The 13677-nt window shown below is 71.7% G+C and carries 11 protein-coding genes; 5 read left to right on the top strand and 6 right to left on the bottom strand.

Features of this window, described 5'->3' with window-relative positions:
- Position 1: 1 nt before the first annotated feature.
- Genes DYS74_RS09500 through DYS74_RS09485 form a run of 4 tightly spaced genes read left to right on the top strand, consistent with a single transcriptional unit; the run spans position 2 to position 5851 of the window.
- The gene (locus DYS74_RS09500; RefSeq protein WP_121533200.1) at positions 2-853 is read left to right on the top strand and encodes an aromatic ring-hydroxylating oxygenase subunit alpha; all 852 of its coding nucleotides are present in this window, start codon (positions 2-4) and stop codon (positions 851-853) included.
- Positions 850-3879 carry a molybdopterin cofactor-binding domain-containing protein gene (locus DYS74_RS09495; RefSeq protein WP_121533198.1) on the top strand — a complete coding sequence of 1010 codons (3030 nt, stop codon included), beginning with the start codon at positions 850-852 and terminating at the stop codon, positions 3877-3879. The genes DYS74_RS09500 and DYS74_RS09495 overlap by 4 nt, the downstream gene beginning before the upstream one ends.
- Positions 3876-4346 (top strand): (2Fe-2S)-binding protein, encoded by a 471-nt coding sequence (locus DYS74_RS09490; protein WP_121533196.1) that lies wholly within the window; start codon positions 3876-3878, stop codon positions 4344-4346. The genes DYS74_RS09495 and DYS74_RS09490 overlap by 4 nt, the downstream gene beginning before the upstream one ends.
- Positions 4343-5851, top strand: coding sequence for an aldehyde dehydrogenase family protein (locus DYS74_RS09485; RefSeq protein ID WP_121533194.1), 1509 nt, complete (start codon positions 4343-4345; stop codon positions 5849-5851). The genes DYS74_RS09490 and DYS74_RS09485 overlap by 4 nt, the downstream gene beginning before the upstream one ends.
- A 6-nt stretch (positions 5852-5857) precedes the next feature.
- Here the strand turns inward: DYS74_RS09485 and DYS74_RS09480 are convergent, their stop codons facing one another.
- The 5 genes from DYS74_RS09480 to DYS74_RS09460 form a co-directional block, all read right to left on the bottom strand.
- Positions 5858-6952: a FliM/FliN family flagellar motor C-terminal domain-containing protein gene (locus tag DYS74_RS09480; protein ID WP_183077495.1), complete on the bottom strand. Its 1095-nt coding sequence runs from the start codon at positions 6950-6952 to the stop codon at positions 5858-5860.
- Positions 6953-7088: 136 nt separating this feature from the next.
- Complete coding sequence (locus DYS74_RS09475; protein WP_121533190.1) at positions 7089-9776, bottom strand: ATP-binding protein; 2688 nt, start codon at positions 9774-9776, stop codon at positions 7089-7091.
- 1 nt (position 9777) lies between these two features.
- Entirely contained in the window at positions 9778-10086 is a 309-nt protein-coding gene (locus DYS74_RS09470) for a hypothetical protein (RefSeq protein WP_121533188.1), read from the bottom strand.
- Positions 10086-10505, bottom strand: a complete 420-nt coding sequence (locus DYS74_RS09465; RefSeq protein ID WP_121533186.1) for a response regulator transcription factor — start codon at positions 10503-10505, stop codon at positions 10086-10088. The genes DYS74_RS09470 and DYS74_RS09465 overlap by 1 nt, the downstream gene beginning before the upstream one ends.
- 76 nt (positions 10506-10581) lie before the next feature.
- Entirely contained in the window at positions 10582-11886 is a 1305-nt protein-coding gene (locus DYS74_RS09460; RefSeq protein WP_121533184.1) for a helix-turn-helix transcriptional regulator, read from the bottom strand.
- 174 nt (positions 11887-12060) lie between these two features.
- On the opposite strand from DYS74_RS09460, the gene DYS74_RS09455 reads away from it, so the two are divergent.
- Positions 12061-13179 (top strand): mechanosensitive ion channel family protein, encoded by a 1119-nt coding sequence (locus tag DYS74_RS09455; RefSeq protein WP_183077494.1) that lies wholly within the window; start codon positions 12061-12063, stop codon positions 13177-13179.
- Here the strand turns inward: DYS74_RS09455 and DYS74_RS09450 are convergent.
- Positions 13176-13613 carry a hypothetical protein gene (locus DYS74_RS09450; protein ID WP_121533182.1) on the bottom strand — a complete coding sequence of 146 codons (438 nt, stop codon included), beginning with the start codon at positions 13611-13613 and terminating at the stop codon, positions 13176-13178. The two genes, DYS74_RS09455 and DYS74_RS09450, sit on opposite strands and share 4 nt — an antisense overlap.
- Between the last annotated feature and the right edge of the window lie 64 nt (positions 13614-13677).

The following is a 13677-nucleotide window of genomic DNA, read 5'->3' as shown; positions in this document are numbered from 1 at the left end:
GATGAGCGCCACGCAAGATCCCGTCGCCCTGAACGCTTGGTATGCGGTCGCGACGCTTGCCGACCTCGACCGGGTCGAGGAGACGAAACTGCTGGGCCACCCGATCACCATCGGGCCGGGCCGGCAGGTGACGTCCGACGCGCGCGCCCTGCCGGTGCGCGAGAAATTCGGCTGTCTGTGGACCACGCTCGGCACCCCCGGGCGCGAGATCTTCGACATCGCCGAAGCCGGGGAACCCGACCGCCGCTTCGTCCCCTGCGGTTGGGTGACCATGCGGGCCTCGGGGCTGAGGGTGGTCGAGAACTTTCTCGACATGGCGCATTTTCCCTTCGTGCACACCGACATCCTCGGCTCCGAGCCGCACACCGAAGTGCCCGGCTACAAGTCCGAGATCCGCCGCGAGGTCGACGAGGTCTGGGCGACGAACTGCACCTTCTTCCAGCCGCAGATGACCAGCACCCGGCCCGAGGGCGAATTCGCCCGGCTGACCTATCGCGTGCCCGATCCCTTCGTCGTCATGCTCTATCGCGTCTGCCCCTCGGCGCCCGAGCGGCAGGACGCCATCGCGCTCTTCATCCACCCGATCGAGGCCGGTCTGTGCCGGGCGCAGCCGGTGATGTACCTGCTCGACCAGCAGGCGACGCAGACGCAGCTTCTGCGCTTCGAGCAGGTGATCTTCCTGCAAGACCGGATCATCGTCGAGAACCAGCGCCCGCGGCTTCTGCCGCTCGAGCCGCGGGCCGAGATCCCAACCCGCGCCGACAGTTCCTCGATCGCCTATCGCCGCTGGCTGAAGGAGAAGGGGCTGACCTTCGGCACCACCGCCGAACCCGCCGCGATGGCCGCCGAATGAGCGTCACCCGCGCCGCGACGCTCGACGAGGCACTCGCCCGCATCGCCGCGGGGGCGCGCCCGGTCGCGGGCGGCACCGCCTTTCGGCTGGATGCGGCGGCGGGCAAGCCGGTGCCGGCGGATCTGGTCGACATCGGGGCGCTGCTGCCGAATGGCATTGAAGGAAACCGGATCGGCGCGGGAACCGATCTCGAAACCCTGCGTTGGGGGGCAGTGCCGCTTCTGAGCGCGGCGGCGGCCGATGTCGCCGCCCCGAACATTCGCCGTCTGGCGACGCTCGGCGGCACCATCGGCTGGCGGGCGGGGTGCCTTCTTCCTGCCCTTCTTGCGCTTGAGGCGCAGGTCGGGACCACTCACGGCCCCCGTCCGCTCGTCGACTGGCTCGCCCACCCCGAAGGGCTGGTGCTGTCGGTCACCGTCTCGCCGCTTGCCCGGCAGATCTGGCGCAAGACCGGGCTGCGCGCGGGGTTCTGCCCCTCGATCATCGCCGCGGCGGGCGCGTTCAGCCTCGAGGACGACCGCATCGCCGCGGTGCGGCTCGCGGTCGGCGGCGGCGCGGTCGCCCCCGCGCGCCTGCCCGAGACCGAGGGCTGGCTGCTCGGCCGGCCGCTCGCCACGCTCGACCGCGCCGCGTTGCGCGAACGGATCGAGGCCGAGATCGCCGCCCCCGACTGCGCCTTTCGCAGCGCCCGCTACCGCCGGCGCGTCGCCGCGAGCGCGCTGGTCGCGGGGCTGGTCGGGCTGGCGCCGCTTCCCCGCCCCGCGCGTCCGCGCCCTGCCCCCGCGCCGCTGCCCGAGCTGACGGAACTGAGCCGCGCCGCCGGTGGCGAGCGCTGGCACATGCGCGAGGACATGCCCGCCAAGGTGCGCGGCACGCTGGCCTACATGACCGATGTGCGGGCCGAGGGGATGCTGGTCGGCCGCATCCTGCGCGCCGCCCATCCGCATGCCGAGATCCTGGCGATCGACACCGCGGCGGCCGAGGCCCTGCCCGGCGTGCGCGCAGTCGTCACCCATCGCGACGTGCCGGGGCTGAATGCCTTCGGCATCCTGTTCCAGGACCAGCCGGCGCTGTGTTCCGACCGGGTGCGCTATATCGGCGATGCGGTGGCCGCAGTGGCCGCCATCGACGCCGAAACCGCCGAACGCGCGCTGGCGCTCATCCGCGTCGACTATCGTCCGCTGCCGCTGGTCGAGGACATGGCGGCGGCGCTTGCCCCCGGGGCGCCCCCGGTCCATGCCTCCGGCAACCTGGTGACCGAGGTCGGGCTCAGCCGCGGCGATCTGGCGGCGAGCTTTGCCGCTGCCGTGCATGTGGTCGAGGACACCTATGTCACGCCGCGGCAGATGCACGGTTTCATGGAGACCGAAGGGGGCTGGGCCGCGCCCGAGGGCGAGGGGCTGATCGTCTGCGCGGGCGGCCAGCACGGCGCGCGCGACCGGATGCAGCTTGCCCGCATCCTCGCCCTGCCCGAGGACCGGATCCGCGTCGTCACCTCTCCGACCGGTGGCGCCTTCGGCGGCAAGGACGAGCTGACGGTGCAGCCGGCGCTCGCACTTCTGGCGCTGAAGGCCCGCGCCCCGGTGCGCCTGCATCTGAGCCGCGCCGAAAGCGTGCTTGCCGGCACCAAGCGCAACCCCTTCGTGATCCGCATGCGCACCGGCTGCGACGCCGAGGGGCGGCTGGTGGCGCAGGAGGTCGAGGCGCTGGCCGACAGCGGCGCCTATGCCTCGCTCTCGCCCGGCGTGCTCGAAACCGCGATGGAGCACGCGGCCGGCCCCTACCGGGTCGCGAACATCCGCACCCGCGGCCGGCTTGCCTATACCAACAACGGCACCGGCGGCGCCTTCCGCGGTTTCGGTGCGAACCAGATGAGCTATGCGATCGAGTGCCAGATCGACCGGCTTGCCGCACTGTGCGGGCTCGACCCGGTCGAGATCCGGCGCCGGAACCTGCGCCGGACCGGCGAGCCCGGCTTCCTCGGCCAGAAAGTCGCGCCGACCGAGAAGCTGTCCGAGATGCTCGACATTGCCGCTGCCTCGGACCTGTGGGCGCCCGCCGCCGCGCGCCCCGACGAGGTCACCGGCACCGGCATCGCGCTGAACTATCAGGGCAACGGGCTTGGCACGATCCCGACCGACGAGGCGCGGTTCGAAGTGCGGCTCGAAGACGGCAAGATCCGCGTCTTCACCGGGCTCGACGAGATCGGTCAGGGCATGGTGGCCTCGGTCCATGCCGCGGTGGCCGAACGGTTGCACTGCGCGCGCGCCGACATCGAGGTGATCTTCGGCGACACCGGCACCGCGCCCGACAGCGGCTCGACCACCGCCTCGCGCGGCGGCTATGTGGTGTGGCGCGGCGTCGAGGAGACGGCGCCGGCGCTGGCCGCAAAGATCCTCGCGCAGGCCTCCCGGCGGCTTGGCCTGCCCGCTGACCGGCTGCGCATCGTGCCGGGCGGGGTCCAGGCCGAGGGCGGCAATCACAGCCCCACCCTCGCCTTTTCCGAACTGGCGCCGGAGCGCGCCGAGACCTTCTTCGCCTTCCCGAAAAGCGACTATCTCGCCGGCAATGCGCGCTTCATCTTCGCCTATGGCGTCACCCTCGCCCGTGTCGCGATCAGCCGGGTGAGCGGCGCGGTGCGGGTGCTCGACCTCGAGATCCACACCGCCGCGGGCAAGGTGATCGACATGGCCTCGTATCTTGGCCAGATGGAGGGCGGGCTGGTGCAGGGCCTTGGCTTCACCCTGACCGAGGACATGCCGATGACCGCCGGCCGGCCGCTTGCGCGCAACTTCGACAGCTATCTGATGCCCACGGTGCGCGACGTGCCCGAGCGGATGCGGGCGACGGCGCACGAGCCGCTCGACCCCGCCGACCCCTTCGGCCCGCGCGGGGTGGGCGAGCTTGGCATCGGCGCGGTGACGCCGGCGATCGCGAATGCCGTCGCCGATGCGCTTGGCGCCTGGCCCGCGACCGCGCCCTTCCCGCCCGAAACCCTGCTTGCGATGCTGGAGGCCGCCCGATGAGCCCGCCCCTCGCCTTCACCCTGAACGGCGCCCCGGCGACGATCGGCGCCGAGGAAACCCTGCTCGACGCGCTGCGCGAGCGGCTTGGCGCGACCGAGGTCAAGGCGGGCTGCGCCATCGGTCGCTGCGGCGCCTGCACGGTGCTGCTCGATGGCGCCGCGGTGAACGCCTGTCTGCTCTCGGGCTGGCAGGTCGCGGGCCGCGCGATCACCACCATCGCCGGGCTCGCCGCCCTGCCGGTGGGCGAGACGCTCGCCGCCGCGATGGAGGAGGAAAACGCCTTCCAATGCGGCTATTGCGCGCCCGGCATGATGATGACGCTGGCGGGGCTGCTCTCCGCCCGCCCCTTGCCCGATGACGCCCGCATTGCCGAGGCGCTCGAGGGCAATCTGTGCCGCTGCACCGGCTACCACTCGATCCTGCGCGGCGCGAGAACCGCCCGCGACCGCCTGAAAGACCTGCCATGACCCTGAGCCTCACCCCCCATGCCCCGAAGACCGAGGGCGCGCGCGCCTTCCTGGCCACTGGCGCGAAGAAGATCCTGATCGATGGCGAATGGCGCGCCACCGCCGCGACCTTCGACACCACCGATCCGGCGACCGGCGCGCTGCTCGCCACGCTCGCCCGCGCCGGCGCGGCCGAGGCCGAGGCCGCCGTTGCCGCGGCACAGGCGGCGCTTTCCCGCCCCGACTGGGCCCAGATGCTGCCGATGGCGCGCGGCGCGCTGCTGTGGAAGATCGCCGATGCGATCGAGGCGCACGCCGACGAACTGGCCGAGCTTGAAAGCCTCGATCAGGGCAAGACCTTCGCCACCGCCCGCTTTGGCGAGATCCCGGGCGCGATCGCGCAGTTCCGCTATTACGCGGGCTATGCGAGCAAGATCCTCGGCACCGCGATCACCCCCTCGATCGGCTATGCGCCCGCCGGCAAGCAGGTGATGGCCTACACCCGGCGCGAGCCGATCGGCGTGGTGGCGGCGATCACGCCGTGGAACTCGCCCTTGCTGATGGCGGCGATGAAGCTGGCACCGGCGCTTTGCGCGGGCTGCACGGTGGTGCTGAAACCGGCCGAGGAGACCTCGCTCACCGCGATCCGGCTGTGCGAGCTGATGCTCGGGGCGGGGCTGCCCGCGGGCGTCGTCAACCTGCTGACCGGCTTTGGCGCCGAGGTCGGCGATGCGCTGGCCCGTCATCCCGGCGTCGCCAAGGTCGCCTTCACCGGCTCGACCGAGGTCGGGCGGATCCTGCTCGGCTCGGCGCGCGGCAACCTGAAGAAGCTGACGCTGGAGCTGGGCGGCAAGTCGCCCGCGATCGTGATGGCCGATGCCGACCTGTCGCGCGCCATTCCCGGCGTCGCGCGCGGCATCTTCGCCAATTCCGGGCAGGTCTGCGTTGCGGGCTCGCGCGTCTATGTGCAGCGCAAGGTCTATGAGGCGATGGCCGAGGGGCTGGCGCGCGAGGCGGGGCGGCTGCGGCTAGGCCACGGGCTCGACCCGGCCTCGGACCTCGGCCCCCTCGTCAGCCCGGACCAGGCGGCACGCGTCGCGGCCTATGTCGCGGGCGGACGCGCCGACGGGGCCGAGGTGCTGGCGGGCGGCACGGGCTTTGCCGAGGCGCCGGCCTTCTTCGCGCCGACGGTCGTTGCCGGCGTGCGCCCCGACATGGCGTTGATGCGCGAGGAGATCTTCGGCCCGGTCACCGCGATCACCCCCTTCGACGAGCCAGAGGAGGCACTGGCGCTCGCCAATGACACCGACTACGGCCTTGCCGCCTCGGTCTGGACCGAAAGCCTGAGCGCCGCGCACCGGATGGCGGCGGCGGTGCGGGCGGGCACGGTCTGGGTGAATTGCCACAGCTACTTCTCGCCCGAGCTGCCGAAAGGCGGGATGAAGACCTCGGGCTGGGGGGTGGAGAACGGGCCGAACGGGCTCGAGAACTACCTCGAGACGAAGACCGTCTGCATGGTGGTCTGAACCGCCTCAGGCCGAGGAGCTGCGCCGCGCGGCCGGTTTGGCCGGCGCCTCCCCGGCGTCGCCGTCCCAGTCCATGGCAAGACCAAGCGCGCCCATGCCCGCCGCAGCAGTGCCCGGGGCCGGCGCGGCGGCAAAGGGCGAGGGTCCGGGCTCGAACGGCGGAGCAGTCTTCATCTTCAGCGGCTTTGCCGCCTGCGGCAGCGCCGCCTCGTCCTCGTCCGAGGAAATCCGCAACGCCCGGAAGCCGCGGTGCTGGCCAAGCCGGGCCGGGGCCAGCCGCCGCCGCCCCGCGCCCTCGAGCGACAGCCGCTCGAGCGCATCCTCGGGCAACGGGATGCAGGTGCCGGGGCCGAAGGTCATCACCGTGGCGAGCGGCAGGGTGACGCGGTGCAGCACCGCCTCGAGCACCGCCTGCGTGCCCATCACCGTGCCCTCCATCCGCCGCGCCCAATCGGCGGCCTCGGCCGCATCGCTCTCGGGCGCGGGGGCAGCCGGAGCCCCCGCCGTCGGCCGCACCGGCTGGCGCCGGAAATGCCCCTGCGCCGGCACCGCCCACAAGAGCCCGGCAGGGCGCCCCGGCGCCGGGCCGAGCACGAGGTCGATCTGCCAGACACGATAGCCCAGATCCTCGAGCAGCAGGCCAAGCGGGCGCGGATCGTCAAGATGCGAGGCATAGCGATAGCCCCCCGCCCAGACCTGCTCCTCCATGCCCTCGAGCCCGTCCTCGATCCCCTCGAGGACGGCATCGACGAACTCCGCCGCCATCGCCGCATCGACCCGGGTCGGGCGGCGCGGCGGCGCCACGGCGCGCCCGACCCGACCGGTCATCTGCACCTCGATCAGCGTCGCGAGCGTCGCGGGCGGCAGGGCCAGCAGGCCGAGCGTCTCCTGCGGCCCCTCGATCAGCGCAAGCAGCGACAGCTCCTCGAGAAGCTCGGGCAGGTCGGAGAGCGTCATCCGCCGCTCGCGGATCGCACTCACCGCCAGCGGCAGATCGAACAGCTCGCCCGCCGCGCGCGACAGTGCCTGCGAGATCGCCCGCTCGGCCGTCATCAGCGGCGCGCCGGGATCGGGCCGCCCGGCCTCTGCCTTGCGCGCCAATACCGGCCTGTCCTGAGCCTGCCCCGCCATCTGCCCGATCCGTCCCGCCGCTGTCCACGCCACAGGGGCGCCCCTGGCGGCCAGAATGCCCCGCTCAGGGTTTACAAATCATTGAGGCGCGCGGGATTTCGCCGTCTCAGGCGGCCTCGCCTTCACGCCGGCGCAATGGCAGCGTGACCCGGAAGGCGGCGCCCCCCTGCCCCGGCAGATAGTCGATGCTGCCGCCCAGATTGGCCATGATCTCGCGGCAGATCGCGAGCCCCAGCCCCGCGCCCCCGGCCTTCGAGGTGTCGGTGAGGCGGGCGAATTTCTCGAAGATCAGCGCCTGGCTGGCCTTCGGGATGCCCGAGCCGTTGTCGATGAAGTCGATCTGCGCCTTCTGGCCGCGCCGCTTCACCTCGATGCGCAGCACCGCCCGTTCGGCGTCGCAATATTTGCGAGCGTTCGAGATGATGTTGATGAACACCTGCACCAGCCGGTCGGTGTCGGTGAAGATCGGCATGTGCTCGGCCGGGGTGTCGCGTTCCAGGCGGAAGTCGCGCTCGGGCCGGGTGTTCGAGGCGGCAGAGACGGCGCGGTCGATCAGGTCGTGCAGGTTCGCGACCGAGACCGTGAGCTGCGCCTTGCCGTGTTCCAGAACCGACAGGTCGAGCAGGTCGTCGAGCAGCCGGGTGAGCCGCCGCGCCTCCTCGTGGATGATCTCGGCATATTGCGCACGCAGCGCCTCGGGCAGGTCGGGCTCCATCAGGATCTCGGAAAAGGCGCGGATCGAGGTCATCGGCGTGCGCAGCTCGTGGCTGATCTGGCCGAGGAAGGCGTCCTTCTGCACCGACAGCGAGGTCAGCTTCTCGTTCGCCTCGCGCAGCGCGCGCGCGGTGCGGGCAAGCTCTTCCGACTTCGCCTCGAGGCGGGCCGAATATTCCTTGATGTCGGCGGCCTCGCCCGCGACGGCGATCAGGTCCTGCACGCTGACCGAGGCGCCGCCAATGAGCTGCGCAATCATCGCATGCGCCGTCGCCGCGCCGACCGAGCCCGCCAGCTGACGCTCGAGCCGCGCCAGGAACTCGGGCGTCGGGTCGGGCAGGAAGCCGGCCTTGCCCTGTGCCGCCGCCCGGGTCTGGAAGAAGTGCTGCGCCTCCTCGGCACCCAGGATGCGCTGCGCCATGCTGAGCAGATCCTCGGCCTCGGCCTGGCCGCGCGACCAGCTGCGCGCGCCCTGGCCCTGATCGAAGACATTGACGAAGGCCACACCCTGCAACCGCTCCATCGGTCCCGGGAAGCTGGTCATCGAGAAGACGAGGAAGGCGAGTGTGTTGACGAGCAGCGACCAGAACAGCGCATGCAGCAGCGGGTCGAGCCCCTCGAGCCCGAAGAGCGCCTGCGGCCGCAGCCAGGAGATGCCGAAGGGCCCCTCCGCCAGCAGCCCCGCCGACATCAGCCCGCCGCCGCCGAAGGAGGGCAGGAACAGCGCGTAAAGCCAGATCGCGAAACCGCTCACCAGCCCGACCATCGCGCCAAGACGCGTCGCGCCGCGCCAGAAGATGCCGCCGATCAGCGCCGGCAGCACCTGCGCAGTGCCGACGAAGGCGATCAACCCGATCTCGGCCAGCGCCTCGGTGCCGCCTGACAGCTGGTAGTAGAAATACCCCATCGCCAGCACCGCGCCGATCGAGAGCCGCCGGCTGATCAGCACGAGGCCGCGCACGTCGCCCTGTTGCGCCCGCCCGGCGCGCAGCGCCAGCCACAGCGGCGTGACGATGTGGTTCGAGACCATCGTGGCGAGCGCGATCGCCGCCACGATCACCATCGAGGTGGCCGAGGAGAACCCGCCGAGGAAGGCAAGGAGCGCCAGCCGCCCCTGCCCCTCGGCCAGCGGCAGGGTCAGCACGAAGAGGTCGGGGTTCGCCCCCGCCGGCAGCCGCTCGAGCCCGAGCACGGCGATCGGCACGACGAAAAGGCTCATCAGCATCAGATAGGCCGGGAAGGCCCAGCTCGCGGTGGCCAGATGGCGTTCCTCGACATTCTCGACCACCAGCACCTGAAACATCCGCGGCAGGGTCAGCACCGCCGCGGCCGAGACGAAGGTCAGCCCGGCAAAGCGGCCCGGGTGCAGATCCCAGCCGGCAATCGGCGAGGCCTCGATGCGGGCAAGCACATCGGCGGGCCCGCCGGCGATGCCCCAGACGACGAAGACCCCGACCGCGACCAGCGCCAGCAGCTTGACCACCGCCTCGAGCGCGATCGCCATGACGACGCCGTGGTGACGTTCGTTCGCATCGAGGTTGCGGGTGCCGAAGAGGATGGTGAAGAGCGCCAGCCCCGCCGCGATCCAGAACGCGGTCGAGCCCTGATCGGGCATCGGCCAGCCCTCGTGCGGGTCGGCGGCAAAGACGCCGAAGCTCAGCGTCACCGACTGCAGCTGCAGCGCGATATAGGGGGTGGCGGCGGCGACCGACATCAGCGTGACGATGACGCCGAGCAGGTTCGACTTGCCGTAGCGGCTCGAGATCAGGTCGGCGATCGAGGTCACCCGTTGCACCCGACCGATCCGCACCAGCTTGCGCAGGAGCGCCCACCAGCCGACGAAAACCAGCGTCGGGCCAAGGTAGATGGTGGCGAACTCAAGCCCCGAGCGCGCCGCATAGCCCACCGCGCCATAGAAGGTCCAGGCGGTGCAATAGATCGACAGCGACAGGGTGTAGACCCAGGGGCTGCGCAGGAACCGCAGCCGGCCAAGCCGCGCCCGCCGCTCGGCCACGAAGGCCACGGTGAACAGGATGATGACGTAACCGAGGCTGACCGCGACGAGACTGTCGAAGGGCATCTCAGCCGTCCCTGCCCGGCGTCCCGGGGGCCGGCGGCGGCTCGCCCACCGCCTCTTCCTCGGCCTCGAGCGCCGGGCCAAGGCCGCGGGCAAGACCGAAGGCCGCCAGGATCAGCCCGCACCAGACGAGGAAAAGATAGATCCCCCCCGCCCCGGTGCGCGGCCCGGTGCCGGCTTCGGCATGCCACAGCCCGGGCAGCAGAAGCAGCACCGCCCCCAGAAGCGGCAACACGCGCGCGCCGTCCATCATCCGCCGGCGGCGGTAGGAACGGCGGGCCAGGAACAGCGGCTGGCCGGCGCTGCGCGGCATCAGCGCCGCCCCGGCGCGGCAACGGCGGCAGCGGCCCCATTCGCGGCGCCGGCCCCGGCGAGCGCCTCGAGCGCGGCGACGAGATCGGCATTGGCGAAGGGTTTCGCCAGGAAGGCGGTGGCGCCGGCCTGTTCGGCCGCCTCGCGGTCGCGCGCCTGACCGCGCGCGGTCAGCATCAGCACCGGCGTCGCGGCAAGCCCCGGATCGGCGCGCAGATCGGTCAGGATCTCGAGTCCCGAGCGGCCGGGCAGCATCAGATCGAGAATGACGGCCTCGGGCCGCAGCCCGGCGATGCGCGCCAGCGCCTCGCCGCCGTTCGTCTCGAGCATGACCTGCCATCCCGCACGACCCAGGATGAACCGGATCGCCTCGGCGATATGCGGCTCGTCCTCGATCAGCAGCACCTGACGTTGCGCCATCCTGTGCCTCCTCTCCCCCTCGGCCGACTATCGCGGGACGGGGCCCCGCTGTCAAACGGCGAGCGGTCGGGGGGCCTCAACGTTCGGGCAGGATCGAGGGCTCGCGCCGCCCCGGACAGCCCGCGCGCGGACAGATCCGGCACGAGCTGCCGACCGCGCGTTCGGTGCCCTCGCGGCCGGGCGGGGCGGGCAGAAGCAGCATCATCGCTTCGCGCAGCACCGGCCCGTCGAAGCCGCCGACCGGGTGCTGGGCGCACCAGGCATAGGCGAGGAAGCGCGCCGGCAGCCGCCCGGCCACGTCGATCACCGCGCGCACCGGCTGCGACGGGCGGGCCAGCGCCTCGTAGAGCGGCCAGAGCGGACAGGCGGCGCCGAAGCGCGGCGGGGCAAAGCCCGGCACCGGCCGGCGCAGGGTCAGCGTGCCCGAGCCGTCGCAGGCGACCAGCCCCGCCGGCACCCGCCCGGGCAGGCCGGGCGGCAGCGTGGCAAGGCGGCGAAAGACCATCCCGACCGGCACGCCAAAGCGCGCGGCCAGAAGCCCCGGCTCGGGCCCGAGCTCGACCAGCGCGTCGGAGAACGCCGCCAGCGGCAGCGCCCGCGCCTCGGCCGCCGCCCGCGCGACATGGGCAAGCGCCAGCTCGCGCGCCGCGGCCGAGGCGAGTTCCGGCACCCCCTCGATCAGCGCCTCGGGCGCCGGCGGGGCGCCGGTTTCCAGCTCGGCCAGATGCCAGTCGCGCCCGGCAAGCCAGGTCTCGAGCTGCTCGAGCGGCGCGGCAAGGCCGGTCTCGGCGGTCTCCATTTCATCAAGATAGCCCACCAGCGACTCCGCCGTGCCCGACAGCCGCAGGCTTTCCTCGGCCATGGTGCGCAGGAAGCGGCTGCGCCATTCGGGCTCGATATCCTCGGTCTCGGCCAGGATCGCCGCGGTCGAGCGCAGCGAGGTCACTGCCGAGAGCACCTCGTGCAGGTTGTCGAGCAGGAACGGGTCCTGCGCCATCCGCTCGGCATAGCCCTCGACCACGCGCTCGAGCGCGCCGACGCGCGCCTGACGGTCGGCCAGAACCGCGGCCCAGCCCGGGAAGCGGCCGACGAATTCCTCGATGCGTTCAAGCTCGGGCCCGGCCTTCTCGGCGCCCGCGGCAGCCTCGCGCAGCCCGTCGAAGAGCACCGCCTCGGCCCCTTCCGACAGCGCCACCGGCTCGACCCCGAGCGCGCGTGCAAGCGTCTCGAGCAGGTCATCGCCGACGCGGCGGCGGTTGTGCTCGATCAGGTTCAGATAGGCCGCGGAAATGCCGACGCCGCGGGCGAGATCGGCCTGCTTCACATGCAGCGCCGTGCGCCGCTCGCGGATCCGCGTGCCGGTGAGGGCGGAACGGGCCACGGCCACCTCCCTTCGTGTCCATGCCCGGAATTTACAGGCAATGGACTGTCTGCAAAAGCATTTTACGCGTGATGGCAGCGGTTTTCAGGCCCGCACGGGAAACACCGCGCCCTTGCGCGGAAGCGCCCCGGAACCCCGCCCCGCCCTGCTGCGTTGCAGCACAAAGGAGGGAACATGGGCAAGACAGTGACGGCCGACCTTGAAACCCTGATCGCGCGGGCCGGGGGGTGGCTGCCCGACTGGGCGGTCTCGGCGCTGGTGCTGGGCGCAGCGCTGATGCTGGCGCTCGCGGTCTGGCGGCTGGTCTTCGGGGCGCTGAACCGGCTGGTGGCGGGCCGCGATCTGTTCTGGCGCTCGCTCGTCGGGCGCGGCGCGGCACCGTTGCGGCTGGTCCTTGCCATCGCCGCGCTGCGCTTCGCGCTGTCGCTCGCGCCACTCGGGGCGACCATGGCGGCGGGGCTCGCGCAGCTTCTGCTGGTGGCCTTCATCCTGTGCCTCGCCTGGATCGCCTGGACCGCGCTTTCAATCTGGACGACGCTGCACCTGCGCCGCTTCAAGCTGGATGCCGAGGATAACCTGCTGGCCCGCAAGCATGTCACGCAGACCCGCATCCTGATGCGGGTCGCCAAGCTGGTGCTGATCCTCTTCGCCACCGCCGCGGCGCTGATGACCTTCGAGCCGGTGCGGCAATACGGCGTCTCGCTGCTGGCTGCGGGCGGCGCGGCGGGCATCGTCGTGGGCCTGGCGCTGCAACCCCTGCTGAAGAACCTGATCGCCGGGATCCAGCTTGCCATCACCCAGCCGATCCGCATCGACGACGCCCTCATCGTCGAGGGCGAATGGGGCAATGTCGAAGAGATTTCCTCGACTTACGTGGTGATCCGGTTGTGGGACTGGCGCCGGCTCATCGTGCCGCTGAGCTATTTCATCGAACAGCCCTTCCAGAACTGGACCCGCGAGAGCGCCGAGCTGATCGGCACCGTGCTGCTCTATCTCGACCACCGCGCCCCGGTCGAGGAGATCCGCGCCAAGGGCCGCGACCTGGCCGAAGCCTCGGCCCTGTGGGACGGCAAGGTCTATGCGCTGCAGGTCACCGATTTCCGCGAACGGGTGATGGAGCTGCGCGTGCTCGTCTCGGCCCGCACCGCGCCGCGCGCCTTCGACCTGCGCTGCGAGATGCGCGAGAAGCTGATCGGCTGGTTGCAGGCCGAACATCCCAACGCCCTGCCCCGCACCCGCGAGGAGATCGCCGTCACCGCGGCGGCGCCGTCCCTGGCCGGGGAGCCGGGCTAATCCTCAAGGCTGCCGAAGCGCGCGCCATAATTCATCGCGCGGCGGGTGCAACGGTCGAGCGCATAGTCGAACCACGCCCGTTCGCGCCCGCGCGAGGCCCGCAGATCGGCGCCGAGCTTCGCCCGCCCGGCGGCGATCGCGCCGCCCATGCGGTCGACGTCAAGCTTTCGCAACCGGCCGATCCAGAATTGCGCCGCCTCGTCCTGCAGCGAGCCGACCGGAGCCCCCGCAGGCAGATAATCCTGCGCGACGGCCAGGCAATAGCCCGCCTCGACCGCCTCGGTCGGGGTGTCGAAAAGATAGCCCGGCGGCGCCGCGAACTGGCTTTTCCACACCGCCCAGAACAGCACCCCGACCACGACGACAAGCAGCGCGCCACCCGTCCAGAGCAGCGGCGCCGGCAAATCCTCGTCGGTCACATAGGTGCGGGTCATGGGCAGTCCTCCGGCCCCGAGATCAGCACAGAGGGGTTAAGGAATCGCCCATGAAAAAAGGGCG

Origin of the sequence: Paenirhodobacter hankyongi (assembly GCF_003664585.1) — a bacterium.
GTDB classification, from domain to species: domain Bacteria; phylum Pseudomonadota; class Alphaproteobacteria; order Rhodobacterales; family Rhodobacteraceae; genus Rhodobacter; species Rhodobacter hankyongi.
The sequence above is the reverse complement of the archived record's forward strand: the minus strand, read 5'-3'. Positions and strand labels throughout refer to the sequence as shown.

Excerpts from the sequence above, each read along its gene's own strand:
- DYS74_RS09450 (WP_121533182.1), bottom strand. The coding sequence starts at position 13,613 with ATGACCCGCACCTATGTGACCGACGAGGATTTGCCGGCGCCGCTGCTC.
- DYS74_RS09455 (WP_183077494.1), top strand. The coding sequence starts at position 12,061 with ATGGGCAAGACAGTGACGGCCGACCTTGAAACCCTGATCGCGCGGGCC.
- DYS74_RS09475 (WP_121533190.1), bottom strand. The coding sequence starts at position 9,776 with ATGCCCTTCGACAGTCTCGTCGCGGTCAGCCTCGGTTACGTCATCATC.
- DYS74_RS09500 (WP_121533200.1), top strand. The coding sequence starts at position 2 with ATGAGCGCCACGCAAGATCCCGTCGCCCTGAACGCTTGGTATGCGGTC.
- DYS74_RS09470 (WP_121533188.1), bottom strand. The coding sequence starts at position 10,086 with ATGCCGCGCAGCGCCGGCCAGCCGCTGTTCCTGGCCCGCCGTTCCTAC.
- DYS74_RS09485 (WP_121533194.1), top strand. The coding sequence starts at position 4,343 with ATGACCCTGAGCCTCACCCCCCATGCCCCGAAGACCGAGGGCGCGCGC.
- DYS74_RS09495 (WP_121533198.1), top strand. The coding sequence starts at position 850 with ATGAGCGTCACCCGCGCCGCGACGCTCGACGAGGCACTCGCCCGCATC.
- DYS74_RS09465 (WP_121533186.1), bottom strand. The coding sequence starts at position 10,505 with ATGGCGCAACGTCAGGTGCTGCTGATCGAGGACGAGCCGCATATCGCC.
- DYS74_RS09490 (WP_121533196.1), top strand. The coding sequence starts at position 3,876 with ATGAGCCCGCCCCTCGCCTTCACCCTGAACGGCGCCCCGGCGACGATC.